This is a genomic window from Pseudomonas sp. Con_6, assembly GCF_059379395.1.
Genome location: NZ_CM182011.1, coordinates 5,312,773 through 5,338,001, shown reverse-complemented (window position 1 = coordinate 5,338,001; position 25,229 = coordinate 5,312,773). Strand labels below are relative to the sequence as shown.

The window sequence follows — 25,229 nt, the reverse complement described above, 5'->3', positions numbered from 1 at the left end:
CTGTGGGAGCAACTGTCTTTGAGGATTTATTTTCAAATGATCCCTTCAGACACGGCTTCGCCAGCGATACCGCGTAGCGGTGTCGCTGGCGAAGCCCGCTTTAAAAAATGGTCCTCGGTTTTTATCAGGCCGCGGATGCCTGAGCTTCCTGTTCTCTCCACTCCTTACCGTCTCTCAACATCGCATTGAGACGCACCAGGAGCTTGCGCATACATGCCACAACAGCGACCTTGGGAAGCTTTCCTCGCGCTCTCAAAGCCTGATACTCAGCTTTGACTTCCGGATCATGCCGGACCATCGACCAGGTCGACATATAGGTCGCGCCGCGGACTGCATAGCGCCCACCCTCGATCGATCTGGGGCCGTTCTTCTTGCCGCTGTCGTTGTTGTAGGGCGCCAATCCAGCCAAGGCCGCGATCTTGCGCCCCGTCACGGTTCCGAGTTCTGGCAGAAGCGCCATGAGCGTGCCGCACATGATGACCCCGATCCCTTTAACCGATCTCAAGCGCCTGGCTTTTTCCTTGTCCAGCACGTTCGAGGCATTTTCAATCGCCTTGTCCAAGGCCTTGATCTGGCCGTTAAGGTAAGCGATGTGATCGGTGTAAGTGGATACGGCTGTAGCGCAAGTGGTCTGTTTGATCCGGCGTTTGTCGCTGTCCCGACTCTTGACCAGGCTGCCTCGCAGCTTGATCAGTTCCCCCAACTCATCTCGGTCCTTGTTGGGCTCAACCTGGGGCACGTCCTCGAAATCTCTGGCAAACTTCGCCAGCATTTGAGCGTCGATCTTGTCGGTCTTGGCAATCCTGCCCATGGATTTCGCAAAGTCACGAGCGCGTTTGGGATTGACGCGGACTGCGTTCAGCCCGCCCAGCCGCAAGGCCCTGAATAGAGCCCTTTCATAACCGCCGGTGGCCTCAAGCAATACCCGCTCGACCTCAAGCTCATTCAAACAAGCGATCAACTGAGCGAAGCCTGCAGGGTCATTGCTGACTCGAAACTGTGAGATATTCGCGGGAAAGAAGCCCACGTCTACAGTCGCTTTCGAAACATCGAGACCAACACAGTAGGAAATCATTGCCAAGCCCTCTTACACTCAAGAAGTGAGAGCACTCTGACCTATCCCTAGCTTGTGATTTCGAGTTTCGTGGCTCATCCAACTGTTCGGGCTTCTGGTCAGAGTGAGAGGTGGATGGCGACTTGGCTCCCACTCGTGCTTTAGGCACCGCTGGCATTCAGTCTGCCATCCACTGCTCTCACCCCTTTGAGTTTAAGAGGACTTGAAGACACAAGCTGGCTTGCCAGCGATGAGGCCCTGAAGAACACCCTCTTATTTGGAGAGGAACCTCATCCCTTCCTCCAGCCCCCGCAAGGTCAGCGGATACATCCGGTCCTCGACCAGCTCCCGGACGATATTCGTCGACGCCGTATACCCCCAGGTGTCCTTCGGATACGGGTTGATCCAGATGAGCTTCTTGAATTTCTCCATGAAGCGCTGCATCCACACATACCCGGCTTCCTCGTTCCAGTGCTCGACACTGCCACCAGGCTGGGTGATCTCGTAGGGCGCCATGGCCGCATCACCGACGAACACCACCTTGTAGTCAGCGCCGTACTTGTGCAGCAGATCCAGGGTCGAGGTGCGCTCGGAGGTGCGGCGCAGGTTGTTCTTCCACACCGACTCATAGACGAAGTTGTGGAAGTAGTAGTACTCCAGGTGCTTGAACTCGGTCTTGCAGGCGGAGAACAGCTCCTCGCAGATCTTCACGTGGGCATCCATCGAACCGCCGATATCGAACAGCAGCAACAGCTTCACGCTGTTGCGCCGCTCCGGGCGCATCTGGATGTTGAGCAGGCCGGCGTCGCGGGCGGTGTGGTCGATGGTGCCGTCGATATCCAGCTCGTCCGCCGCGCCCTGGCGGGCGAACTTGCGCAGCCGGCGCAGGGCCAGCTTGATGTTGCGCGTGCCCAGCTCGACCTGGTCGTCGAGGTTCTTGTACTCGCGCTGGTCCCACACCTTGACCGCCTTGCCCTGGCGCTTGCCGGCATCGCCGACGCGGATGCCTTCCGGGTTGAAGCCGCCGGAGCCGAACGGGCTGGTGCCACCGGTGCCGATCCACTTGTTGCCGCCGGCATGGCGTTCCTTCTGTTCTTCCAGACGCTTCTTGAATTCCTCGATCAGCTTGTCCAGGCCGCCGAGGGACTGGATCTGCGCCCGTTCCTCGTCGGTCAGCTGGCGCTCGAATTCCTTGCGCAGCCAGTCCTCGGGAATCAGCGCCTCAAGGTGCCGGTCGAGGTTTTCCAGACCCTTGAAATAGGCGGAAAAGGCCCGGTCGAACTTGTCGAAATGCCGTTCGTCCTTCACCAGGATAGCCCGCGACAGGTAGTAGAACTCGTCCATGTCGGCAAAGGTGACCCGTTGCTTCAGGGCATTGAGCAGGTCGAGCAGTTCGCGCACCGACACCGGCACCTTGGCCGCGCGCATTTCATTGAACAGGTTGAGCAGCATGGCGATCGCCCCCGTGGCTTCAGCGGTTGCCGCGGCGGCTCATGAAGGCCAGGCGTTCGAGCAACTGCACGTCCTGTTCGTTCTTCACCAGGGCGCCGGCCAGCGGCGGGATGGCCTTGGTCGGATCGCGCTCGCGCAGCACCGCCTCGCCGATGTTGTCGGCCATCAGCAGCTTGAGCCAGTCCACCAGTTCGGAGGTCGACGGCTTCTTCTTCAGGCCTGGCACCTTGCGCACGTCGAAGAACACGTCCAGCGCTTCGCTGACCAGGTCTTTCTTGATGTTCGGGTAGTGCACGTCGACGATCTTCTGCAGCGTGTCGCGGTCGGGGAAGGCGATGTAGTGGAAGAAGCAACGGCGCAGGAAGGCGTCCGGCAGTTCCTTCTCGTTGTTCGAGGTGATGATGATGATCGGGCGCTGTTTCGCCTTGATGGTCTCGTCGGTCTCGTAGACGTAGAACTCCATCTTGTCGAGTTCCTGCAGCAGGTCGTTGGGGAACTCGATGTCGGCCTTGTCGATCTCGTCGATCAGCAGGATCACCCGCTCTTCGGACTCGAAGGCCTCCCACAGCTTGCCTTTCTTCAGGTAGTTGCGCACGTCGTGGACCTTGTCCACGCCCAGTTGCGAGTCGCGCAGGCGGCTCACCGCATCGTATTCGTAGAGACCCTGGTGGGCCTTGGTGGTGGACTTGATGTGCCAGGTGATCAGCTTGGCACCGAAGGACGCGGCCAGTTGCTCGGCGAGCATGGTCTTGCCGGTGCCCGGCTCGCCCTTGACCAGCAATGGCCGCTCCAGGGTGATCGCCGCGTTGACCGCCAGTTTCAGGTCGTCTGTGGCGACGTATGCGCTGGTGCCTTCGAACTTCATCTGTCCATCCTCGTTGTTGCGAATGCCAGGGGACATGGCCCTGGTGGAAAATTGTCTTGCGCGACTATAGCGCGCGTCCTACAGGACTGGGAACGCAGACGGCCCATTCAGTCTCTGAATGGGCCGTCACTCGGTGACTCAGTCAGACTTGGGTGGGGAACGCTCGTAGCGTGCGTTGAAAGCCTGGATAAAGCCGTTGCGCAAGATCTGGATGACTGCCTCGAAGGCGCTGACATCGCTCTTGTGCACGCTGCCGGAGAGCTCGACCTTGGTGGCGAACTGGTTCTTCGGCTGGTTCTTCAACACCGTCTCGGTGGCGCCGACCAGGGCCTCCCATACCGAGCGGAAAATGTTCTTGTCCTTGTTTTCCACGTCCTGCTGCCAGTCGAACACCTCGACATCGCGCAGCAGCGGTTTGATGTAGCCGCTGAGCTGGCCCTTTTCGGCCTGGACTTCGATAACCACGTCGCCATGCCCGGCCTTGAAGTCGAACTTGCCATAGGCACCGGCGAAATCGTTGAGGCGGCGTAGCTGGATATCGGTGGCGCGCAGGCGGAACTGGAAATCTTCGAAATTGCTCAGCGGGTCGAAGGTGGCCTGGCTTTCCACCGGGGCATCACCGAGGAGCAGGGCCTTGCCGTCGAAGCTGGCGTCGCGCCGGCCTTGTTTGTCGACTACGTTGGTCAGGTTGCGGATGCTGGCATCGAGTTTCGTCGCCTTGAGGTCCACCGGCGGTTTCGAGTTGAAGTTGCGGAAGGTCAGGGTGCCGTCGACGATCCGCACTTCGTTGAGGGTGATGGGCAACAGTTTTTCCAACTGTTGCCGCCAGTTGGTGCCGCGACCGGTCTGCGAGGCCTGCTGGCTGCCGCCGTCGACGAAGTTCAGCTCCGGCCGCAGGAACTCAACTTCGCCGACCACGGCATGGTCGTACCAGAGCGAATGCCAGCTCACCGACAGGTCGATCAGCGGCGCATTCAACAACGGCACCGGTACCTTGCCGCTGGTCTTGACGATTTCCAGGCCATTGATCTTGTAGGCTCCACGCCACCATGCAAGATCAACATCGGCGATCTGGCCGCGATACTCGCCCATGTCGGCGAGTTTGTCGTTCAGGTAGTTGCGTACCAGCCACGGCAGCGACAACTGCAGGACGACAAGGATCAGGACAAGGCTGGCAAGGCCCGCCAGCGGCCAGCGATAACGACGTTTCATCGGGCATCTCCCGGGCGCGATGAAGGGTTGACCCCCGTCAGGTGCGGGGAGTTCGACCGGGGTAGACGCTCCCCCTAGGCAGGCTTACCCTTGAGGTTTTCGCTCGGTGCCAAAAGGACCCCCTGCCATGAGCCGTATTTTCGCTGACAACGCCCATTCCATCGGCAACACGCCGCTGGTGCAGATCAACCGCATTGCCCCGCGTGGCGTCACCATTCTGGCCAAGATCGAAGGGCGCAACCCGGGTTATTCGGTCAAGTGCCGGATCGGCGCGAACATGGTCTGGGACGCGGAAAGCAGCGGCAAGCTCAAGCCGGGCATGACCCTGGTCGAGCCGACCTCGGGCAACACCGGCATCGGCCTGGCTTTCGTCGCCGCCGCCCGCGGCTACAAGCTGGTGCTGACCATGCCCGCCTCGATGAGCATCGAGCGGCGCAAGGTCCTCAAGGCCCTCGGCGCCGAACTGGTGCTGACCGAGCCGGCCAAGGGCATGAAGGGCGCCATCGAGAAGGCCAACGAAATTCTCGCCAGCGATCCGGCCAAGTACTTCATGCCGGCGCAGTTCGACAACCCGGCCAACCCGGCGATCCATGAAAAGACCACCGGTCCGGAAATCTGGAACGACACCGATGGCGCGGTGGACGTGCTGGTTGCCGGCGTTGGTACCGGCGGCACCATCACTGGTGTTTCGCGCTACATCAAGCAGACCCAGGGCAAGGCGATCCTGTCCGTGGCGGTGGAGCCGATCTCCTCGCCGGTGATCACCCAGGCCCGTGCCGGCGAGGAAATCAAGCCGAGCCCGCACAAGATCCAGGGCATCGGCGCTGGCTTCGTGCCGAAGAACCTCGACCTGTCGATCGTCGACCAGGTCGAACTGGTCAGCGACGACGAAGCCAAGGCCATGGCCCTGCGCCTGATGCAGGAAGAGGGGATTCTCTGTGGCATTTCCTGTGGTGCCGCCATGGCTGCGGCCGTGCGCCTGGCCGAGAAGCCGGAAATGCAGGGCAAGACCATCGTCGTGATCCTGCCGGACTCCGGTGAGCGCTATCTGTCCAGCATGCTCTTCAGCGACCTGTTCACCGATCAGGAAAACCAGCAGTAAGCACAGGCTCTTTGTGTTGTGATTGATGGCCTCATCGCGCGATCCCTGTGGGAGCAACTGGCTTGCCAGCGATAGGGCCAGTGACTTCACAGCTTGATCCCGGGCAATGCATCAGACCTGGGGTTATTACAAAATCCTCAACACTGTCTATCAGGCCCCGGTTGTTCTTGCCGGGGCCTGTTCGGTTTATCATGGACGATTTCCGGCCTCCAGCCTGAACGAGATTTCCAGGAGCATTGAATGACTTTTTCCTTTGTCGCCAAGGCAGGCGTGCTGCTACTGTTCTTCGGCAGCGTCCTGTTCGTGCACCTGCGCGGCAAGGCGCGCTTGCCGGTGCTGCGCCAGTTCGTCAACCATTCGGCCCTGTTCGCGCCCTATAACTCGCTGATGTACCTGTTCTCCGGAGTACCGTCCAAGCCGTACCTGGACCGTGAGCGCTTCCCTGAGCTGGACGTGCTGAAGAACAACTGGGAAACCATCCGCGAAGAGGCCATGCACCTGTTCGATGAGGGCTATATCCGTGCCGCCGAGAAGGACAACGATGCCGGTTTCGGCTCGTTCTTCAAGAAGGGCTGGAAGCGTTTCTACCTGAAGTGGTACGACAAGGCCCTGCCATCGGCCGAGCTGCTGTGCCCGAAGACCGTCGAACTGGTCAACAGCATTCCCAACGTCAAGGGCGCGATGTTCGCCCTGCTGCCGGGCGGCAGCCACCTGAACCCGCACCGCGATCCGTTCGCAGGCTCCCTGCGCTATCACCTGGGCCTGACCACACCGAACTCGGACAACTGCCGCATCTATGTCGATGGCCAGCCCTATGCCTGGCGCGACGGTGAGGACGTGATGTTCGACGAGACCTACGTACACTGGGTGAAGAACGAGACCGACGTGACCCGGGTGATCCTGTTCTGCGACGTCGAGCGGCCGCTGAGCAGCCCCTTGATGACGAAGATCAACCGCAAGGTCAGTGCCTTCCTCGGTCGCGCCACCGCGCCGCAGAACACCGATGACGAGCGCGTGGGCGGGATCAACCAGGCCTATGCCTGGAGCAAGAAGTTCAGCAATGTCATCAGCGCCCGGGTGAAGACCTTCAAGCGAGCCAATCCCAAGGCCTACCGCGTGCTGCGGCCGGTGCTGGCGGTGGTGGTGGCCTGGCTGCTGTATCGCTGGTTGTTCTGATGTGATCTTTCGGGCCTCATCGCTGGCAAGCCAGCTCCCACAGGTACTCCGGTGTTCTCGAGAGCCGTGGAGATCCTTGTGGGAACTGGCTTGCCAGCGATAAGGCCCTCAAGGCTTGCGCTATCAAATGGCCAAGCCTATAGTCCCCCGACACTTCCCCTTCACCGAAGACTCGCTTATGCCTGCTTCCCCTGTAACCCCAGTACTGCCTGCCGCGCCCGACGCGGTGGTTGTCGTGCGCGGGATTCAGCAGCCGGTCATCAGCCAGTCTCCACCTGTAAGAGCCGTCGTGGCGTGCGTGGTAGTGGCCTGAGGCCGCTGCACCCCCAGCGATTCTGAATACGGCGGCTGTCACGACGCAGCCCGACCGTTCGGCTCATTTGCCCGATTACAGGTGGCAATTCACATGTCTCTTTTCAACAAAGCATCCGTGGCCTCGGCGGCCACCACCAGCCTGTTCGTCCTGCTCTGGAGCAGCGGCGCGATCGTCTCGAAACTGGGACTGGCCGAGGCGACGCCCTTCGCCTTCCTGCTGGTCCGCTTCTTTCTTGCCCTGGTCGCGTTGTTGCTGCTTGGCCCTTTGTTGCGCCTGCGCTGGCCCCGTGAACGCGGCGCCGTGTGGCAGGCCGTGGCTACCGGAGGGGTATTGCTCGGCGCCTACCAGATCTTCTACCTGCTGGCTCTGAACCTGAAGGTCACCCCCGGGATCATGGCCACGGTCATGGGCGTGCAGCCGATCCTCACCGTAGTCCTGATGGAACGCCAGCGCTCCTTCAGCCGGGTGTTCGGCCTGTGCCTGGGACTGGCGGGGCTGGTCATGGTGGTCTGGCAGGGCATCGGCCTGGGCGGCATGTCCTGGGCCGGCATGGGCTTCGCCCTGCTGGCCCTGGCGAGCATGACCTTCGGCTCGATCATGCAGAAGCGCATCACCCGCGAACCGCTCGGCACCCTGCCATTGCAGTACCTGGCGGGGCTGCTGCTGTGTGCGCTGTTCGCGCCGTTCCAGCCGCTGGATATCCATCTCACCCCGCAGTTCACACTGTCGGTGCTGTGGATGGGGCTGGTGGTCTCGGTGCTGGCGACCCTGCTGCTGTACCGCCTGATCGCCCGTGGCAACCTGGTCAACGTCACCAGCCTGTTCTACCTGGTGCCGGCAGTGACCGCGCTGATGGACTACCTGATCTTCGGCAACCGTCTCGCGGCCCTCAGCCTGCTGGGCATGGGGCTGATCGTCATTGGCCTGCTGTTTGTTTTCCGGCAGCCGGGACGGGCCGTGGCGCGGGCCTGAGTACCAGCCACAGGGACAGGCCGATCAGCAGTCCACCGTACAGGTGTGCGGTGGACAGCGGCTCGTCCAGCAGCCAGGCACCCCAGAGTACGCCGAACACAGGGATGAGGAAGGTCACGGTGGACGCTTTCACCGGGCCGATCTCGGTGAGCAGGCGGAAGTACAGGATGTAGGCGAAGGCGGTGCACAAAAGGCCCAGGCCCAGCAGCGACAGCCACACCTGCCAGCCACCCCAGCTGGCAGGCGGCTGGGTGGCAACGCTCCAGGCGAACAACGGTAGCAGCAACAGGCTGGCGCCGATCATGCTACCCAGCGCCGACAGGCGGCTATCGAGGCCGCCGCGCTGGTCCAGCCAGCGTCGCGCAAGGAAGCCGGCCAGGCCATAGCAGGCCGTGGCGGCGGTGCAGGCGAGGGCCCCTTGCATCAGCCTGGCATCGAACGCCACCGGCCCCGCGCCACTGAGAATGCCCACCCCGAACAGGCCGAGGAAGATTCCGGCCAGCTTGGGCAGGGTCATGGCTTCATGGAAGAACAGCGCGCCGATCAGCACGCCCATCAGCGGCGTGGTGGCGTTGAAGATCGCCGAATAGCCCGCGGGCAGCACCTGCGCTGCCACCGAGTACATCGTCGCGGGAATGCCCGAGTTGATCATCCCCAGCACCAGCGCCACCTTGAACTTGCCGCCAAAGTCCCAGCGCACCCGCATCAGGGCAAGGATGGCGATCAGCCCGAGGCAGGCGATCGACACGCGGAAGAAGGCGGTCGGCACCGTGCCCAGCACCGGCGCGATGATGCGCATGAACAGGAAGCTGGCACCCCAGATGGCGGCGAGGATCAGCAGGCGGGACAGGGCGATGGGGCTCACGGCGGACTCCGGTTCGGGGCGGGTGAGGGAGTGTACGGGAAAACCCGTGGCGATCTCGTCCGCTTTCTTGCCGGCTGAATCCGTTCATGCGCTTTATGTCGCCGGGTTGGCAAAAACTGCACTTTCCCGCTGCTGCCGATTTGGCCGATCCGCCCCTGTGCAGCGTCGTTCGCCGCGGTTACTCTCAGGCTTTCGCCCATCCCGCCAGAGGTCCTGACATGCCCCAGCAATGGCCGGCCGCCGATATCGCGCGGACCATCCTCGATGGTTTCGACAACTACCGCGAGCACTTTCGCCAGATCACCGACGGTGCCCGCGAGCGTTTTGAAAAAGCCCTCTGGCAACAGATCCAGAGCGCCGCGGCGGCGCGAATCAACCTGTACGAGGAGAAGGTTGCCGAAGTCACTACCTGCCTGCGCGAGCGCTTCGCCGAGGACGTGCTGTTGGACGTCTCGCTGTGGCCGCTGGTGAAGAGCGCCTACATCAACCTGATCGACCCGCGGCTGGACGACGAGTTGTCGGAGACCTGGTACAACTCGATCTTCTGCAGCCTGTTCAGCCATGACCAGATCAGCGACGGCTGCATGTTCATCCACACCACCCGGCCGTCGCTGCGCGCCCACGAGCGCGCAGCGCAGACCCGTATCTACCGCCCAGAAGGACACCTGTCCGGGCTGTTGGCGCGGGTCTTCGAGGACTACTGTTTCAACGTACCGTTCGCCGACCTGCCAGGCGACCTCGTGCGGCTGGAAGCGCAACTGCGCGACAGCCTGCCTGATTGGGTGTGCAAGGACCCGGCGCTGCAGGTCGAGCTGTTCTCGCCGGTGCTCTACCGCAACAAGGGTGCCTATCTGGTCGGGCGCATCTTCACCCGCGACGAGCAATGGCCGCTGGTGATCCCGCTGCTGCACCGCGAAGGCCATGGCATCGAGATCGACGCGTTGATCACCGATGAAGCCGATGTGTCGATCATCTTCTCCTTCACCCGTTCGTACTTCATGGTCGATGTCCCGGTACCGGCGGAATTCGTCGGCTTCCTCAAGCGCATCCTGCCTGGCAAGCACGTCGCCGAGCTGTACACCTCGATCGGCTTCTACAAGCACGGCAAGTCGGAGTTCTACCGCGCCCTGATCAATCATCTGGCCGGCACCGACGACCGCTTCATCATGGCTCCGGGCGTGCGCGGCATGGTCATGAGCGTGTTCACCCTGCCGGGCTTCAACACCGTGTTCAAGATCATCAAGGACCGTTTCTCGCCGTCGAAGAACGTCGACCGTGCCACGGTGATCGAGAAATACCGCCTGGTGAAGAGCGTCGACCGGGTCGGGCGCATGGCCGATACCCAGGAGTTTTCCGATTTCCGCTTCCCGCTGAGCAAGTTCGAGCCCGAATGCCTGGCCGAGTTGCTGGAAGTGGCGCCGTCGACGGTCAGCCTGGAAGGTGACACCGTGCTGGTGCGTCACTGCTGGACCGAACGGCGCATGACCCCGCTCAACCTCTACCTGGAGAACGCCAACGACGACCAGGTTCGCGAGGCCCTAGACGACTACGGCCTGGCCATCAAGCAACTGGCGGCGGCGAATATCTTCCCCGGCGACATGCTGCTGAAGAACTTCGGCGTTACCCGCCACGGTCGGGTGGTGTTCTACGATTACGACGAGATCACCTTCCTCACCGAGGCCAACTTCCGGCATATCCCGCCGCCGCGTTTCCCCGAGGACGAGATGTCCAGCGAGCCGTGGTATTCGATTGGCCCGCATGACGTATTCCCCGAGGAGTTCCCGCCGTTCCTGTTCGCCGATATGGGCCAGCGGCGGCTGTTCAGCCAGTTGCATGGAGAGCTGTATGACGCCGATTACTGGAAGGGGCTGCAGGAGGCGATTCGGGCGGGGAAGGTGATCGATGTGTTCCCTTATCGGCGCAAGGGGCGGGACGAGGTGATTGCCTGAACCGTTGGGGCTGCTTTGCAGCCCTTCGCGAGCAACGTCAACTTTTCAGGCATTTCAGCTCGCTGAAATCCTGCCTCACCTTGCCCAGCCGCTGGTCCAGGCGCTGGCGCTGTTCGGCGCTGCTCTGGGCCATCAAGTCCACCAGCAGGCTGCGCAGCTGGGCCTCGGTGTTGGCGAACGCAACGCGGTATTCCGGCGTCCAGAAGCGCTCACGCTCCTTGAGCAACTGGCCCAGGCGAGGCTCGAAATCGTCTTGGTGACGCTGGTCCATCAAGGAACTGAACTGCGCCTGCCAGTGCGCGCGGTTGGCGATCCAGGCGCGGTTCTGCTCGCCCAACTGCGCCGACCACGAGGCCACGCGCTGCTTCTGCTGCGGGTTCAAGCCACCAAACCACGGCGACAGGCGCTTTTCCATGCGCTCGCCGCGCTCGAAGACTTGCTGCGCCAGCGGCGTCTCCACGTACCTGGCCTGGCGCTCCTCGATATCCTTGGCGAAATTCTGGCGCATCTCGCGCACCTGTTCGTCGTCCATGCCGCGCAGCAATTGCGCTGCGGATGGAGTGATCTGTTCGGCGACCCGAGCCACCGCCTGGCGCGCTTCCACGGTTCGCTCCTGCAGGCCCTGGTCGGTGACCTGGTTGCGGGTGACCATCCCGCGGATCCCGTCGAGCCAGGTCAGATAACCCGGCAACTGGGTCTTGCAGTGCCAGGCCAGTTCTTCCTTGAGCTGCTGGTTGAGCCAGTTCTTCTGCTGGCGGTTCATGTCCAGGTAGTCGTTCAACGACCACGGCACCAGTACGTCGAGGTTGCGATAGGCCAGGTCCAGGCGCGTGCAGGACAGCAGCACGAGGCTGGCGAGCAGCAGCAGAACCGGGCGCAGGCGGCGAGATAGACGAGCGGACATGGTGCGAGTCCTTGCATTGGCTTCCTCTGTCTTTATAGAGCAGGTTCGGCCAGTGCGGTTCAACCCGATGCCAATGTCCCGATTGATGGGGCGAAACTGCCGAAGCGCCGGGCGATCGCTGCGGTTCGGGTGTAGAATGCGCGCCTCGCAACGAGGATTTCGAAGATGGCTTTAGTTGGGCGTTACAACACTTTGCAAGTGGTCAAGCACACGGACTTCGGTCTGTACCTGGATGGCGGCGCGGATGGCGAGATTCTCCTGCCCAACCGCTACATCCCCAAGGACACGCCCAGCGAGGACGAAGACTGGCTCAACGTCTTCGTCTACCTCGACAGCGAGGACAAGCTGATCGCCACCACCGAGAAGGCCAAGGTCCAGGTCGGCCAGTTCGCCAGCCTCAAGGTGGTCGAGATCAACAGCATCGGCATCTTCCTCGACTGGGGCCTGCCCAAGGACCTGCTGATGCCGTACTCCGAGGAAAAACGCCAGATGCGCGCCGGCGAGTACTGCGTGGTGCACGTCTACCTCGACCGCCGCACCCGCCGCATCACCGCCACCGCCAAGCTCGATCGCTACCTGGACAAGACCCCGGCCAACTACCGGGTCGGCCAGCAGGTGGACCTGCTGGTGGTCGAAGAGAGCCCGATGGGCTTCAAGGCCATCATCAACAACCAGCACTGGGGCCTGATCCACAAGAACGAAGTGTTCAAGTTCCTGCGCTCGGGCAAGCAGGAGAAGGGCTACATCAAGGAAGTCCGCGACGACGGCAAGATTGCCCTGAGCCTGCAGCCGGTCGGCGAGGCCGCCGCCGGTAGCCTGCACGAGCAGATCCTGAGCAGGCTCAAGGCCGCCGACGGCGTGCTGCCGGTCAGCGACAAGAGCGATCCGCAGGTGATCGCCGACCTGTTCGGGGTCAGCAAGGGCAACTTCAAGAAGGCCATCGGCGCCTTGTACAAGAGCGGTCAGATCGTCATTCACGACAACCGCATCGAACTGGCCTGATCAGCGCTGGCGGAAACCGGAGAAGTCCAGGTTTTCGCCGCCCGGGCGCAGGTCGCGCAGCAGCGAGTCGCGGTCGGCCGAGAGGGCGATGCTGATGGTCGAGCGGCGTTTGCCCGGGTTGCGCACTTCCATCTGCTCCATGTGCGAGCGCAGGTAGCGCTTCGGCACTTTGAGGTGCTGCAACTGATCGCCGTCCGGGGTGTGCAGCAGCAGGTTGACCCAGCCTGTATTGGTGCGCAGCCAGGCCACTGGCACATCGAACCACCACAGGCTGCGCTTGCCGTCGAGCACGGCGAACAGGGTGTTGTCGCTGTCCAGGGCGGGAATGCCCAAGGCCTCGTTGCGGCGGGCGATGGCGGTGGTCTTGTCGAGTTTCATGCGGTGTCCTGCAAGTGACGCTGGGTAAGGCCGGGTATTGTGATGGCAATGGGCTGAAACATAAAGCTGCGGCGGCAGGTCCTGGCTGGAACTTTTTTCCAGATTGATGTCAATTTGATGTCGTCGTTTGGCGACAATCACTGCCCCATTTTCCAGGAAGAATGAAATGCGCGTACTTATCGCATTGTTGCTGCTGTTCAGCGGGTTTGCCCAGGCTGGTTGTGGAAGTATCAACGACTCCGACAAGCGCAATTACTGCTATGCCCGGGAAGGCAACGGCAGTTGCGGCAGCATCGGCAATTCCGACATGCGCAATGCCTGCTATGCCGAAACCGGCAACGGCAGCTGTGGTTCGATTTCCGATAGCGACCAGCGTAATTACTGTTACGCAAAACAGGGCAATGGCAGTTGTGGCAGCATCAGCCGCTCTGATCTGCGCAATGCTTGCTATGCAGAGACCGGTAACGGCGGTTGTGGTTCGATCTCCGACAGTGACCAGCGCGATTACTGCTACGCAAAGCAGGGCAATGGTGGCTGTGGCAGCATCAGCGATGCAGATCTTCGTAACCAGTGCTACGCGGAAAAAGAGTGAGTTATGGTCTCGTCCAAAAAATAAATGAAACTCTCCGCTTCGCCTGCCACTCCACCCTTTGTCGATTCCGACGTTCCCTTCAAGGAGAAATCCCATGAGTGGCACCAAAGACAAAGTCAAAGGCCTGGCCAATGAAGCGGTCGGCAACATCAAGCAAGGCGTCGGCAAGGCGACCGACAATGATCGTATGCGCGCCGAGGGCAAGGCCCAGGAACTGAAGGGCGAAGCCCAGCAAGCCGTGGGCAAGGTCAAGGATGCTGTGAAGAAGCCTTGACCGGCCTGCGGGCCAAGCGAAGACGGCCATCCATGGATGGCCGTTTTTTTTGCACCCGAGAGGGAATCGCAACCTTGTGTGCAGGGTCTATTAGACTGTTTTGTAAATGAGCTTCAGGCTGTGCAAGGAGACGCCAATGAGACTTACCCATCTACGCGGTCTGCCGGTCCACCGCGTAATGGTGCATACCGTCAAGGAATTTCTCGATGACGAGATGTCCACCTACGCCTCGGCACTGGCCTACCAGATGCTTTTTTCGCTGTTTCCCTTCCTGCTGTTCCTCATCGCCCTGATCGGTTTCCTGCACCTGCCGGACTTCTTCTCCTGGCTGCGCTTGCAGTCGGAACTGGTGCTGCCGCCGCAGGCGCTGGAACAGGTCAATCCGGTGATCGACCAGCTCCAGCAATCCAAAGGCGGCCTGCTCTCGGTGGGTATCGTCATCGCCCTGTGGACCGCCTCGGCCGGCGTGCGCCTGATGATGAGCGCGATGAACGCCGCCTACGACGTGGTCGAGGGCCGTCCGGTGTGGAAGCGCATTCCGTTGTCGATCTTCTACACCGTTGGCATCGCCGGCATGCTCCTGGCCGCCGCCGCGCTCATGGTGCTGGGCCCGCAGGTGATGAGCTGGGTGGCGTCGCAGGTGGGCATGGAGGAAATCATCGTCACGGTCTGGACCGTGCTGCGCTGGCCGGCGATCGTGATCCTGATGATGGTGGCGGTGGCACTGATCTATTACGTGATGCCCGACGTGAAGCAGGAATTCCGCTTCATCACGCCGGGTTCGGTGCTGGCGGTGGTGGTGTGGATCATCGCGTCCCTGGGCTTCGGCTACTACGTGAAAACGTTCGCTGACTACAACGCCATGTACGGCAGCATCGGGGCGATCATCGTCCTGCTCCTGTACTTCTACATTTCCGCCGCAGTGCTGCTGCTCGGCGCGGAGATGAACGCGGCGATCGAGCACCTGTCCAGCGAAGGCAAGAATCCCGGGGAAAAAGAACCCGGCGATGGCGGCGTGGATCGTGCTACAAGTGAGGATTCCGGACTGGGTCGCGATCACGCCCCGGCAGCCGGACCCGAACCCGTGAGCCGAACCTCCCATGATTCGTGAAATCCTCAAGATGGGCGACGAGCGCCTGCTGCGCCTCGCCCCGCCGGTCCCGGAACGCCTGCTGGGCAGTCCCGAACTGCAGCAACTGATCGATGACATGTTCGAGACCATGCGCCACGTCGGCGGCGTTGGCCTGGCCGCGCCGCAGATCGGCGTGGACCTGCAACTGGTGATCTTCGGTTTCGAGCGCAGCGAGCGTTACCCGGATGCCGAGCCGGTGCCGCAGACCATCCTGCTCAACCCGGTGATCACGCCGATCGGCACCGAACTGGAGGAGGGCTGGGAAGGCTGTCTTTCCGTGCCAGGCCTGCGGGGTGTGGTCAGTCGCTACAAGAGCATCTTCTACGAGGGGGTCGATCCCCAGGGCCAGCCGATCCGCCGCACCGCCGATGGTTTCCATGCGCGGGTGGTGCAGCATGAGTGCGACCACCTGATCGGTCGCCTGTACCCGTCGCGCATCCACGATTTCAGTCGCTTCGGCTACACCGAAGTACTGTTTCCCGGCCTCGATCCGGCTGCCGACGACTGAGGCAGCAGCATTGCCAGCAAGGGCTTGCTGCGCCGGTAGCGGGCCAGGCGCTCGCAGAGCATGGCGGGCATGTCTTCGCTAACGGTGAAGTCCAGCCGTTCGTAGAAGGCCTGCAGATCCGGATGGCAGAACAGCCAGATGCAGCCCTCGGCCTGTTGACGGGCCTGCTCGATCAAGCGCCGCGCCACCTGCTGTCGTCGCCATTGCCCGGCCACGAGCAGGCCGGTCAGCCAATGGCCGCCCGGCACCGGGCTCAGGTTGAGCGCGGCGATGATTTCTCCCGAACGCGCCACCCAGGCCACACCGTTGTCGCTGGCACGCATCGGCGAGGACTGGCTTTTATAGAACTTGTTCAGCAACGGCCGCTCGGCGGCGCTCAGTGTGCTGCATTGGATCGGAGGCGATTCTGACACGGGCGAAGGCTCTGGGACGGGCATTTGATGGGGATGCCATGCGAGTCGATCGGGTAAGGATCAACCTGTATTGTTGCCGAATCGGTAACAGTGAATGTCAGGCTTGATGATTCAACGAAGTTAGCAGATCAGTAAACTGAGCGCATCCCCACTAAACAACGCCTGATGGGATCGGTACTTCGTGTCATGCCGTTAGTTGGCAATGACAACTTCTCCGCGCCACTTGGCAGATGAAGTCAATCAGTTGGTTCGATTGCTTTAAAGGCCCACGATCATGAAAGCATTAGTTGCAGTTGCATTACTTGCAGTGTCTTCGCTCGCCCTTGCTGAACAGGCGCCGGCTACTGCGCAGCCAGCGGCAGAGCAGTACAGCTACGGTTCCGACCTGGATATCGCCAAAGTCATCAGCCTGTCGAAAGTTCCGAATGTCTGTGAAGTTGTCCCTGCCACCATGGTCTATGAAGATCATCAAGGCCAGCGTCATATCCTCGAATACCGTGTGATGGGGGATGGTTGCAGCCAAGGCTGAAAGTTATAGCTGGATAAATAAGAAGCCCTCTTTTCAGGAGGGCTTTTTATTGCGTGTTTATTGCCTTTCCCGCTGCAGAAGTTGCTGTTTGCGTTCAACGCCCCAGCGGTAACCGGAAAGATTCCCGTCGCTGCGCACCACCCGGTGGCAGGGGATCGCCACGGCGAGGCTGTTGGCGCCGCAGGCTTGGGCCACCGCGCGCACGGCTTTCGGCGCGCCGATGCGCTCGGCGATCTGTGCGTAGCTCGCGGTACTACCCACGGGGATTTCCCGCAGCGCCTGCCACACCCGTTCCTGGAAGGCCGTGCCGCGCAGGTCCAGGGGCAGGTCGAGGCCGATGGCGGGGGCTTCGACGAAACCCACCACTTGCGCCACCAGTCGCTCGAAGCCCGCATCGGCACCGATCAGGTTGGCCTTGGGGAACTTGTCCTGCAGATCCTGCAGTAGCAATTGCGGATCGTCGCCCAGCAGGATTGCGCAGATACCTTTGGGGCTTTGCGCGATCAGGATCGCCCCGAGCGAGCATTGCGCGATGGCGAAGTGAATGTCGGTGTTGGCGCCGCCGTCGCGCCAGGTGCCTGGCGTCATGCCGAGGCGGGCATTGCTCGATTCGTAGAAGCGGCTATTGGAATTGAAACCGGCTTCGTACACCGCTTCGGTGATCGAATCGGCGTGGTGCAGCTGCTGGCGCAGCTTGCGTGCCCGGTGGGCGCTGGCGTAGGCCTTGGGGGTCAGGCCAGTGGCGCGCTTGAACACCCGGTGGAAGTGGTAGGGGCTCATGTTCACCTGTTCGGCCAACTGACTCAGGCTCGGCTCCACTTCGGCGCTTTCGATCAGCTTGCATGCCCGGGTGACCTGCGCCGCATGCTGGCGCGCCAGCTCGCTCTGGTCGCCGCCACGTCGCCGGCTGGGGCGGTAGCCTGCGGCCTCGGCGTCGGCCGGGGTGTCGAAGAATTCGACGTTCTCGATCCGCGGCCGCCTTGCGCTGCTGGACGGTGGGCAATACACGCCGGTGGTGCGCACGCCGTAGACGAAAGTGCCGTCGGCGCTGGCGTCACGGGCCAGCAGGGCTTGCCAGCGTGGGTCGGACTCGGTGATGGCAGGTTTGTCGGTGCGGCGCATGGATCTGTCTCCGAGGCATGTTCATACCGTCTTGAAGTCGACGCTGGCCCTGTGGGAGCGGTTGTCTTCGCGTGGTGTGGATGAAGCTTAAAAACTCCCTGTTATCCAGAAACTCCGCCTCTTGCTTTCGAATTCACTTCGCTGGCACCCGCCACAGGTACCAGGCCGCCACCGTCCGGTACGGGCTCCACGCGGCACCCAGCTGCTTCAGTTGCCTGGGCGTCGGCTGCACCTCCAATCCATGCAATCGCCGATATCCCTCGCGTACCCCGAAATCATCCACCGGCAGGATATCCATCTGCTCCAGGGTGTAGATCAGCAGCATCTCCACGGTCCAGCGTCCGACCCCGGGCAGTCGGGTCAGGCGCTCCACCAGCACTTCCTGATCCAGTTGCCGAGCCTCGGCATGGCACGGCACCAGCCCGTCCAGCCGCCCCTGGGCCACGGCCTGTACGGTACTGATCTTGCGCCCGGAAAACCCGCAGGCACGCAGTTGCTCCGGTGTGGTCGCCAGCAACTGTTCCGGCGATGGAAAGTCATTCCCGGGATACAGCGCGAGAAAACGTCCGAGAATCGCCTCTGCCGCCTTGGCATGCAGTTGCTGGTAGGCGATGGCGCGGACCAACGCCTGGTACGGATCGCGGGTCGGCAAGGGCAGGTGCAGGCACGGGCCGATGGCGTCGATATGCGCGGCCCAGGCCTGGCCTTGCTGGCGCAGGTGGTCAGTGGCCTGGGAGTAGAAAGCGTCGAGTTCGTTCATGGGAGTCCGGTCCGTGACAGTCGCGTGAGTGTAGGAGGGGGCCAGGACTTTTCACCCCGGATCCTGCGCCGTGAATTCGTCCAGCACCGCCGCAACCCGCTCCAGCGCCTGCTTCAGCTCGGCGCGGCTGCGCGCTGCGGTCAGGCTGATGCGTACCGCCGACAATTGCCCTTGCTTCACCGCGAAAACCTGCGCTGGCACTACTTCCACGCCCTTGGCGCGACAGGCCGCAGCCAGTTCGTCACCGGGACGCGGTCCACCGAGCCAGATATGCGGCGACGGCCTGTCCTGGTGGGCCAGCGTCGGCCCAAGTAGGCGCTGCGCCAGGCGCCAGCGCTGCATGACTTCCTCGCGCTGCCAGGCCAGCTTGCGCGCGGCACTGCCATCGTCGATCCAGCGACAGGCGATGCCTAGCATCAAGGGCGCGATCTGCCAGTGGGTGGCCTGGGCATGAGGATCGATCTGCGCCAGCAGCGTCGCATCACCGGCGATCCAGCCCAGGCGCAGGCCGGCGCAGACGGTCTTCGACAGGCTGCTGACCAACAGGCCGCGCGGGCCCAACAGTGGCAGCAGCGGTGGTTCATCGGCGAGGGCGCCGTAGACATCGTCCTCCACCAGCAGCAGGTCGAGGCGTTCGACCACGGTGGCGATCTCGCGCCGGCGCTGCTCACCCATGCTGGCACCGGTGGGGTTGTGCAAGGCCGGGGTCAGCACCACTACCCGCGCGCCACTGGCTCGGGCCACGCGGTCGAGGTCGTCGGGCAGGATCCCTTCGCGGTCCATGGCGATGCCATGCAAGGGCAGGCGCAACTGGCGGCAGGTGGCCTTGATTCCGGGAGCAGTGAGGGCCTCGACCATCACCGCTTCGCCGGGGTGACAGAACGACATCAGGACATTGAACAGCCCCTGGTGCGCGCCGCCGCAGAGCAGCACCTGGGAGGCGTTCAGCGCCAGGCCGCGTCGATTCAACCAGCTGGCACCGTGCAGGCGGCCAAGTAGCAATTGCTCGGCGCCAAGGTAGTGTTCGAGTGCGTGGCCAGCGCCCTGTTGCAGCAAGTCCCGCAGGGCCTGTTCCAGGTCCTGGCTGTGCTCGTCCACCACCGGTACGTTGGTCGACAGGTCGATGCTGGCGCTCTCGTCGTCGCGCTGTTTGAGGCGGAACAGCGTGGCCTCCTTGCTCCCGGCCAGCACATAGGTGCCGCGCCCGACCTCGCCGGACACCAGGTGCCGTGCTGCCGCTTCGCGGTAAGCCTGCTGCGTGGTGCTCGGATTCAAGCCCAGGGCCCAGGCCAGGCGGCGTTGCGGTGGGAGGCGTTCGCCGATCTTGAGTTCGCCGCTTTCGATGGCGCGGGCGATGGCGTCGATCAGGGCGAGATAGCGCGGTTGCCCGTCATCGGGGAGGCTGGGGGTCCACATGTTTTATTGTTGGCCATGCAATATAAGGTTTGACCCATACAATGCGCGGCGGCCAGGATCAGGTCAAATCCAACTGACTCGAGGTGCTCCATGTTCGATCTGCCTGCCCTGCGCGAAGCGTCCCGCCTGGTCCGCGCCGAGGTGCCCGCCACCCCGCAATACGCCTGGCCGCGTCTGGCCGAACGGCTGGGTTGCGAGGTCTGGGTCAAGCACGAGAACCATGCGCCCACCGGTGCCTTCAAGGTGCGTGGCGGCCTGCTCTACGTGCAGTCGCTGCTGGCCCGGGCGCCGCAGACCCGCGGCCTGGTCACCGCCACACGCGGCAATCACGGCCAGAGCATGGCCCTGGCCGCACGCAATGCCGGGGTGCCGATCATCATCGTCGTGCCTGAAGGCAACTCCCGGGAAAAGAACGCGGCGATGCGCGCCCTGGGTGCCGAACTGGTGGAGCACGGCGCCGATTTCGATCTGGCCCGAGCCGAAGCCGCACGGTTGGCCCAAGTGCATGGCTATGAGAGCGTGCCGCCGTTCCACCCGGACCTGATCCGTGGCGTGGCCACCTACGCCCTGGAGCTGCTGGAGGCGGTGGCGGGGCTGGACGCGGTGTATGTGCCGATCGGCATGGGCTCGGGGATCTGCGGGCTGATCCGCACTCGCGATTTGTTGGGGCTGGACACCGAGATCGTCGGCGTGGTGTCCAGCGAGGCCGATGCCTATGCGCAAAGCGTCGAGCAAGGCCGCATCGTCACCACCGAGACCGCCAATACCTTCGCCGACGGCATGGCTTGCCGCATGCCGGTGCTGGAAGCCTTCGACATCATCCGCCAGGGCGCAGCGCGGATCGTCCGGGTCACCGACGCCGAGATCGCCCAGGCGATTCGCATCTATCACGAGGACACCCACAACACCGCCGAAGGCGCCGGCGCCGCGGGGCTGGCTGCGTTGTACCAGGAGCGGGAGCGGCAGCGTGGGAAAAAGGTGGCGGTGGTGTTGAGCGGGGCGAATATCGATCGGGAGGGGTATGTGCGGGTGTTGGCGGAGAATTGATGCGCATAGGGATCTACACAGGTGGCCGATATGGCCCCTGTGGGAGCGAGCTTGCTCGCGAATGGGCGCGAAGCGGCCACAAAACCTGAGCGCAGGGTGTGTCAGATAAACTCGGGACTCAGGTTTCACGACGGCTTCGCCGCCGTTCGCGAGCAAGCTCGCTCCCACAAGAACTCCATCCTCCTGCAATTTCTCCCAATACAACCCTGCCCCAATCCGCTTTAATACCCGCCGCCCTTTTTTCAGTGTCGGAAGCGGATTCCTCCCATGCCTTTCTCCAACGGATTTCTCCTTAGCCTGTCGCTGTGCCTGGACATCGGCATCGCCAACATCGCGATGATCACCCTGGCCATGCAGCGTGGCTTCTGGCAAGGCATGTGGCTGGGCCTGGGCACCTGCGTCGGCGATCTGGTCTATGCCCTGGCGGCATTGGCCGGGATGACCGTGCTGCTGCAGTTCGAGACCGTGCGCTGGGTCCTGTGGATCGGCGGTTCGCTGCTGCTGACGTGGTTTGCGGTGAAGATGCTGCTGGCGGCGATCCGCGGCGACGCTCACCTGGACACCGATGCGCAGGTGGTTCGCGAGTCGCCTTGGCGCGAATTTCTGCGCGGTATCTTCCTGGCCATGTCGTCGCCCAGCGCGATCCTCTGGTTCGCTGCCGTGGGCGGCGTGCTGATTTCCCGCTCGGGTGGCGGCGGGGCGCTGGAAGCGGGACTGTTTCTGGGCGGCTTCTTCACTGCCGGCGTGCTCTGGTGCGTGACCCTGTGCGGGGTGGCCAGCCATGGCGGGCGCTTGCTTGGCGACCGGCTGCTGACCTGGTCGTACCTGGCGTCGGCAGGGATCTTCTGCTATTTCGCGATCTACGTGATCGTTTCCGGCTACCGCGAGTTCATTCTCGCCCCGGTCCTCTGAAGCGCGGTTTCCCTATTCCCTCGATACAGCTACGCTAGCCCTGTGCCATCAGGCGCGGCAACCGATAATGCCGCCCCGCGGGCTCTTTTGAGTTGACCTTGTGAGGCGTGGATATGTCGACCCTGATGGATGCCGGATTCGCCCCGGTCAGAATCGAAAACGGACGTTCGTTCACCATCGCAGGTTTCGGTGAGCGCTACACCCTGCAGACCAACAAGGCCATTCCTGCACTGTGGCAGCGTTTCGCCCCTCAGATCGGTAGGGTTCCCGGACGGATCGGCAACGACACCTATGGTGTCTGCTGCAATTTCGATGGCCGTGGCGGGTTCCTCTACATCGCCGGCGTCGAGGTACGCAGCCCGAGCGCGTTGCCCGAGGGGTTCAGCTGGTACACCCTGGCGCCGCAGCGCTACGCGGTGTTCGAGCACCATGGCAAGCTCAGTGGCCTGGGTCACACCTTTGAACGGATCTGGAAACAGTGGCTGCCGCAATCCGGTGAGCGTGCCGCCGATGCCCCGGAATTCGAGCGCTATGGCGAGGCCTTCGACCCGCAGACTGCCAGCGGCACGGTGGAAATCTGGATTCCCCTTGAGGCGACTGGATCGCGCTGATTTTCCGATCGCCTTGTCGATTTGACGTTTTCCCGTTCGACCAGTGTTGAAGGCGCCGGAATGTTCCTGTGCCGCACCCTGATGAACCTTCGGAGGACGTACCGATGAACACCGCAGCCGAACACGAAATCCGCCAACTGATCGAGCGCTGGATCCAGTCGGTGCGCGACCGCGACATCGAGGGCATCGTCGCGCCCTATGCCGAGGACATCGTCGCCTTCGACGCGATCAAGTCCCTGCAGTTCAGGGGCAAGGCCGCCTACCGCGCGCATTGGGAGATGTGCATGGGCTTCTGCACCGGGCCGATGGTCTTCGAAGTGGCGCAACTCACGGTGCACGCCGAGGGCGACCTGGCCCTGGCCCACTGGCTCAATCGCTGCGGCCCGGCGGACGACGACAGCCAGTGCGGCTACATGCGCGTGACCGTCGGCTATCGGCGCAGCGGTGGGCAATGGCAGGTCATCCATGAACACTGGTCGGCCCCCTTCGACATGGAAACCCAGAAAGCCCTGTTCGACCTTCAGCCCTGAAGCCAGCCGTCACCCTGCGTCGGAGAACATCATGAAATACCTGTGCCTGGTCTACTGTGATGAAACCCTGTTGCACGGTCTGCCCGAGAGCCCCGCGGATGCCGAATGCCTGGCCTATGCGACATCGGTCCACGACAGCGGGCGCATGCTCGCCGCCGAGGCGCTCAAGCCGGTACGGACCGCGACCACGGTGCGGGTGCGGGGCGGGCAGATGAGCCTGACCGACGGCCCCTTCGCCGAAACCAAGGAGCAACTGGCCGGCTTCTACCTGGTGGAAGCCCGCGACCTCAACGAAGCGCTGAACATCGCCCGTGGCATTCCCGCGGCGCGGGTCGGCAGTGTCGAGGTCCGGCCGGTGCGCGAGCTTGAACCCTGAACGAGGAGAACAACGACAATGCATCCTCAACAACCCGGCCAGGGACAGGCGCTGCATGAACTGTCGCTGAGCCGTCTGATCGACGCGCCACGTAGCCGGGTATTTCGCGCCTGGACCGATCCGCAATTGCTCAGTCGCTGGTGGGGGCCCCATGGCATGACCACGCCGGAGTGCGAGATGCAGCTGTGGGTCGGCGGCCTGTTCCGCACTGTGCTACGGGCGCCGGACGGCAGCGAGTACCCGAACCAGGGGGTCTTCCTCGAAATCGTCGCCCCCGAGCGGATTGTCTTCACCGACGCCTTCGGTCCCGGCTGGGTGCCGTCGGCGAAAGCCTTCATGACTGCGGTCATCACCCTCGACGATATCCACGGCAAGACCCTCTACACCGCCCGAGCCTGGCACTGGAGCGCCAGCGACCGCCAGGCCCACGAGGAAATGGGCTTCCACCGTGGCTGGGGCGAAAGCCTCGACCGCCTGGTGGAACTGGTGACCGGACCGCTGGACGACTGATGGCCGAGGCGCAGGCGGTCCGGGTCACCCTCGACGGGGTCTACCGCGAGGAGTCGCGACGCATCCTCGCCACCCTGATTCGCCTGCTGGGCGACTTTGACCTAGCCGAGGAGGCGATGCATGAAGCCTTCTTCATTGCCGTGGAGCGTTGGCAGCGCGATGGCATTCCCGACAGCCCGCGGGCCTGGCTGGTGTCGACCGGGCGTTTCAAGGCCATCGACGGCTTGCGTCGGCGGGCGCGCTTCGAGCGTTCGCCCGAGGTGTTGCGCCAGGCTCTCGAACGCATGGAGGCCGGAGGCATGAACGAGGAAGAACTGGAAGACGATCGCCTGCGCCTGATCTTCACCTGCTGTCACCCGGCCCTGGCCGCGGATGCCCAGGTGCCCTTGACCCTGCGCGAGGTCTGCGACCTGACCACCGAGGAAATCGCCCGGGCTTTTCTCCTGGCGCCGGCGACCATCGCCCAGCGCATCGTGCGGGCCAAGGCCAAGATCCGTGAGGCCCGGATTCCCTATCAGGTGCCGGCCCTGGCCGAGTTGCCGGAGCGGCTCGACAGCGTGCTGCGGGTGATCTACCTGGTGTTCAACGAAGGCTATTCGGCGTCGTCCGGTGGCAGTGTGGTGCGTGACGACCTGTGCGCCGAGGCGATTCGTTTGGGGCGCTTGCTGCGCGAGCTGCTGCCCGACCCGGAAGTACTCGGCCTGCTGGCGCTGATGCTGTTGCAGGCCTCGCGTTCGCGAGCGCGCAGTGCGGGGGAGGGCGAGTTGATATTGCTCGACCAGCAGGACCGCGGCCTGTGGGACCAGGCCCTGATCGGTGAAGGCTGCGCGTTGGTGCAGGAGGCGCTGCGCAGCCGGCGGTTCGGTCCTTACAGCCTGCAGGCGGCGATCGCTGCCGTGCATGCCGAGGCGGCAAGCGCCGAGGACACTGACTGGCCACAGATCGTCGGGCTGTATGACGTGCTGCTGCGCGGCTGGCCGTCGCCGGTGGTCGAGCTCAATCGTGCTGCCGCGCTGGCTCGGCGGGACGGTCCGCAGGCGGGACTGGAGGTGATGGAAGCGCTTCGGCAGCGGGGAGAACTGCGTGATTACCAGCCGGCGCATTGCGCGCGGGCCGAGCTATATCGCCAGTTGGGGTGCCATGAACAGGCCCGTGAAGCGTACCGAACCGCCCTGGACCTGACCCTGCAGGAACCCGGGCGGCGCTTCATCGAGCGCCGCTTGCGGGATTTGTAGGAACGATACTCATCA

The 25,229-nt window shown here is 62.9% G+C and carries 28 protein-coding genes; 17 read left to right on the top strand and 11 right to left on the bottom strand.

Features of this window, described 5'->3' with window-relative positions; all coding sequences use genetic code 11:
• Positions 1 to 124: 124 nt before the first annotated feature.
• The 4 genes from AC5QPF_RS23760 to AC5QPF_RS23745 all read right to left on the bottom strand — a co-directional run bounded on the left by AC5QPF_RS23760 (position 125) and on the right by AC5QPF_RS23745 (position 4,583).
• Positions 125 to 1,075: an IS110 family transposase gene (locus tag AC5QPF_RS23760; protein WP_494960164.1), complete on the bottom strand. Its 951-nt coding sequence runs from the start codon at positions 1,073 to 1,075 to the stop codon at positions 125 to 127.
• A 252-nt stretch (positions 1,076 to 1,327) separates the two neighbouring features.
• Positions 1,328 to 2,506, bottom strand: coding sequence for a VWA domain-containing protein (locus AC5QPF_RS23755; protein WP_494960163.1), 1,179 nt, complete (start codon positions 2,504 to 2,506; stop codon positions 1,328 to 1,330).
• A 19-nt stretch (positions 2,507 to 2,525) separates the two neighbouring features.
• Positions 2,526 to 3,371, bottom strand: coding sequence for an AAA family ATPase (locus AC5QPF_RS23750; protein ID WP_494960162.1), 846 nt, complete (start codon positions 3,369 to 3,371; stop codon positions 2,526 to 2,528).
• A gap of 138 nt (positions 3,372 to 3,509) precedes the next feature.
• On the bottom strand, positions 3,510 to 4,583 hold the full coding sequence (locus tag AC5QPF_RS23745) for a DUF748 domain-containing protein (RefSeq protein ID WP_494960161.1): 1,074 nt from the start codon (positions 4,581 to 4,583) through the stop codon (positions 3,510 to 3,512).
• Positions 4,584 to 4,710: 127 nt separating this feature from the next.
• Here AC5QPF_RS23745 and cysK point away from each other — a divergent pair, with 127 nt between their 5' ends.
• The 3 genes from cysK to AC5QPF_RS23730 all read left to right on the top strand — a co-directional run bounded on the left by cysK (position 4,711) and on the right by AC5QPF_RS23730 (position 8,149).
• The gene (gene cysK / locus AC5QPF_RS23740) at positions 4,711 to 5,685 is read left to right on the top strand and encodes a cysteine synthase A (protein WP_494960160.1); all 975 of its coding nucleotides are present in this window, start codon (positions 4,711 to 4,713) and stop codon (positions 5,683 to 5,685) included.
• Between the two features lie 240 nt (positions 5,686 to 5,925).
• Complete coding sequence (locus tag AC5QPF_RS23735) at positions 5,926 to 6,861, top strand: aspartyl/asparaginyl beta-hydroxylase domain-containing protein (RefSeq protein WP_494960159.1); 936 nt, start codon at positions 5,926 to 5,928, stop codon at positions 6,859 to 6,861.
• 406 nt (positions 6,862 to 7,267) lie between these two features.
• Positions 7,268 to 8,149 carry an EamA family transporter gene (locus AC5QPF_RS23730; protein WP_494960158.1) on the top strand — a complete coding sequence of 294 codons (882 nt, stop codon included), beginning with the start codon at positions 7,268 to 7,270 and terminating at the stop codon, positions 8,147 to 8,149.
• Here AC5QPF_RS23730 and AC5QPF_RS23725 read toward each other — a convergent pair.
• On the bottom strand, positions 8,094 to 9,014 hold the full coding sequence (locus AC5QPF_RS23725; protein ID WP_494960157.1) for an EamA family transporter: 921 nt from the start codon (positions 9,012 to 9,014) through the stop codon (positions 8,094 to 8,096). The genes AC5QPF_RS23730 and AC5QPF_RS23725 overlap by 56 nt on opposite strands.
• Before the next feature lie 218 nt (positions 9,015 to 9,232).
• Between AC5QPF_RS23725 and aceK the strand changes: the two genes are divergently transcribed.
• Positions 9,233 to 10,963 (top strand): bifunctional isocitrate dehydrogenase kinase/phosphatase, encoded by a 1,731-nt coding sequence (gene aceK / locus AC5QPF_RS23720; protein ID WP_494960156.1) that lies wholly within the window; start codon positions 9,233 to 9,235, stop codon positions 10,961 to 10,963.
• 37 nt (positions 10,964 to 11,000) lie between these two features.
• Here aceK and AC5QPF_RS23715 read toward each other — a convergent pair whose 3' ends face one another.
• Positions 11,001 to 11,867, bottom strand: a complete 867-nt coding sequence (locus tag AC5QPF_RS23715) for a DUF6279 family lipoprotein (protein WP_494960155.1) — start codon at positions 11,865 to 11,867, stop codon at positions 11,001 to 11,003.
• Positions 11,868 to 12,032: 165 nt separating this feature from the next.
• On the opposite strand from AC5QPF_RS23715, the gene AC5QPF_RS23710 reads away from it, so the two are divergent.
• The gene (locus tag AC5QPF_RS23710; RefSeq protein ID WP_494960154.1) at positions 12,033 to 12,869 is read left to right on the top strand and encodes a S1-like domain-containing RNA-binding protein; all 837 of its coding nucleotides are present in this window, start codon (positions 12,033 to 12,035) and stop codon (positions 12,867 to 12,869) included.
• Here AC5QPF_RS23710 and AC5QPF_RS23705 read toward each other — a convergent pair whose 3' ends face one another.
• The gene (locus tag AC5QPF_RS23705) at positions 12,870 to 13,247 is read right to left on the bottom strand and encodes a hypothetical protein (RefSeq protein WP_494960153.1); all 378 of its coding nucleotides are present in this window, start codon (positions 13,245 to 13,247) and stop codon (positions 12,870 to 12,872) included.
• Positions 13,248 to 13,413: 166 nt separating this feature from the next.
• Between AC5QPF_RS23705 and AC5QPF_RS23700 the strand changes: the two genes are divergently transcribed.
• The 4 genes from AC5QPF_RS23700 to def all read left to right on the top strand — a co-directional run bounded on the left by AC5QPF_RS23700 (position 13,414) and on the right by def (position 15,753).
• Positions 13,414 to 13,839 (top strand): hypothetical protein, encoded by a 426-nt coding sequence (locus AC5QPF_RS23700; protein WP_494960152.1) that lies wholly within the window; start codon positions 13,414 to 13,416, stop codon positions 13,837 to 13,839.
• 94 nt (positions 13,840 to 13,933) lie between these two features.
• The gene (locus AC5QPF_RS23695; RefSeq protein WP_494960151.1) at positions 13,934 to 14,113 is read left to right on the top strand and encodes a CsbD family protein; all 180 of its coding nucleotides are present in this window, start codon (positions 13,934 to 13,936) and stop codon (positions 14,111 to 14,113) included.
• 136 nt (positions 14,114 to 14,249) lie between these two features.
• Positions 14,250 to 15,224, top strand: coding sequence for a YhjD/YihY/BrkB family envelope integrity protein (locus AC5QPF_RS23690; RefSeq protein WP_494960150.1), 975 nt, complete (start codon positions 14,250 to 14,252; stop codon positions 15,222 to 15,224).
• Positions 15,214 to 15,753 carry a peptide deformylase gene (def, locus tag AC5QPF_RS23685; RefSeq protein ID WP_494960149.1) on the top strand — a complete coding sequence of 180 codons (540 nt, stop codon included), beginning with the start codon at positions 15,214 to 15,216 and terminating at the stop codon, positions 15,751 to 15,753. The genes AC5QPF_RS23690 and def overlap by 11 nt, the downstream gene beginning before the upstream one ends.
• Here def and AC5QPF_RS23680 read toward each other — a convergent pair.
• The gene (locus AC5QPF_RS23680; protein ID WP_494960148.1) at positions 15,705 to 16,166 is read right to left on the bottom strand and encodes a GNAT family N-acetyltransferase; all 462 of its coding nucleotides are present in this window, start codon (positions 16,164 to 16,166) and stop codon (positions 15,705 to 15,707) included. The genes def and AC5QPF_RS23680 overlap by 49 nt on opposite strands.
• Positions 16,167 to 16,440: 274 nt before the next feature.
• On the opposite strand from AC5QPF_RS23680, the gene AC5QPF_RS23675 reads away from it, so the two are divergent.
• A complete protein-coding gene (locus tag AC5QPF_RS23675; protein ID WP_494960147.1) occupies positions 16,441 to 16,695 on the top strand; it encodes a DUF2790 domain-containing protein in 255 nt (84 codons plus the stop codon).
• A 57-nt stretch (positions 16,696 to 16,752) separates the two neighbouring features.
• On the opposite strand, the gene ada is transcribed toward AC5QPF_RS23675, so the two are convergent.
• From ada to AC5QPF_RS23660, 3 genes are all read right to left on the bottom strand, one after another.
• Positions 16,753 to 17,817 (bottom strand): bifunctional DNA-binding transcriptional regulator/O6-methylguanine-DNA methyltransferase Ada, encoded by a 1,065-nt coding sequence (gene ada, locus AC5QPF_RS23670; protein ID WP_494960146.1) that lies wholly within the window; start codon positions 17,815 to 17,817, stop codon positions 16,753 to 16,755.
• 133 nt (positions 17,818 to 17,950) lie between these two features.
• On the bottom strand, positions 17,951 to 18,577 hold the full coding sequence (locus AC5QPF_RS23665) for a DNA-3-methyladenine glycosylase family protein (RefSeq protein ID WP_494960145.1): 627 nt from the start codon (positions 18,575 to 18,577) through the stop codon (positions 17,951 to 17,953).
• Positions 18,578 to 18,628: 51 nt separating this feature from the next.
• Positions 18,629 to 19,993, bottom strand: a complete 1,365-nt coding sequence (locus AC5QPF_RS23660) for an aminotransferase class I/II-fold pyridoxal phosphate-dependent enzyme (RefSeq protein WP_494960144.1) — start codon at positions 19,991 to 19,993, stop codon at positions 18,629 to 18,631.
• 90 nt (positions 19,994 to 20,083) lie between these two features.
• On the opposite strand from AC5QPF_RS23660, the gene AC5QPF_RS23655 reads away from it, so the two are divergent.
• The 7 genes from AC5QPF_RS23655 to AC5QPF_RS23625 all read left to right on the top strand — a co-directional run bounded on the left by AC5QPF_RS23655 (position 20,084) and on the right by AC5QPF_RS23625 (position 25,214).
• Positions 20,084 to 21,040, top strand: coding sequence for a threonine dehydratase (locus AC5QPF_RS23655; protein WP_494960143.1), 957 nt, complete (start codon positions 20,084 to 20,086; stop codon positions 21,038 to 21,040).
• Between the two features lie 267 nt (positions 21,041 to 21,307).
• Positions 21,308 to 21,952 (top strand): LysE family transporter, encoded by a 645-nt coding sequence (locus AC5QPF_RS23650; protein WP_494960142.1) that lies wholly within the window; start codon positions 21,308 to 21,310, stop codon positions 21,950 to 21,952.
• Positions 21,953 to 22,065: 113 nt separating this feature from the next.
• Positions 22,066 to 22,563, top strand: a complete 498-nt coding sequence (locus AC5QPF_RS23645) for a GyrI-like domain-containing protein (protein WP_494960141.1) — start codon at positions 22,066 to 22,068, stop codon at positions 22,561 to 22,563.
• 104 nt (positions 22,564 to 22,667) lie between these two features.
• The gene (locus AC5QPF_RS23640; RefSeq protein WP_494960140.1) at positions 22,668 to 23,093 is read left to right on the top strand and encodes a nuclear transport factor 2 family protein; all 426 of its coding nucleotides are present in this window, start codon (positions 22,668 to 22,670) and stop codon (positions 23,091 to 23,093) included.
• 31 nt (positions 23,094 to 23,124) lie between these two features.
• Positions 23,125 to 23,469: a YciI family protein gene (locus AC5QPF_RS23635; RefSeq protein WP_330075640.1), complete on the top strand. Its 345-nt coding sequence runs from the start codon at positions 23,125 to 23,127 to the stop codon at positions 23,467 to 23,469.
• Between the two features lie 18 nt (positions 23,470 to 23,487).
• Positions 23,488 to 23,979 carry an SRPBCC domain-containing protein gene (locus tag AC5QPF_RS23630; RefSeq protein WP_494960139.1) on the top strand — a complete coding sequence of 164 codons (492 nt, stop codon included), beginning with the start codon at positions 23,488 to 23,490 and terminating at the stop codon, positions 23,977 to 23,979.
• Positions 23,979 to 25,214 (top strand): DUF6596 domain-containing protein, encoded by a 1,236-nt coding sequence (locus AC5QPF_RS23625; RefSeq protein ID WP_494960138.1) that lies wholly within the window; start codon positions 23,979 to 23,981, stop codon positions 25,212 to 25,214. Before AC5QPF_RS23630 ends, AC5QPF_RS23625 begins: the two co-directional genes overlap by 1 nt.
• Positions 25,215 to 25,229 lie beyond the last annotated feature (15 nt).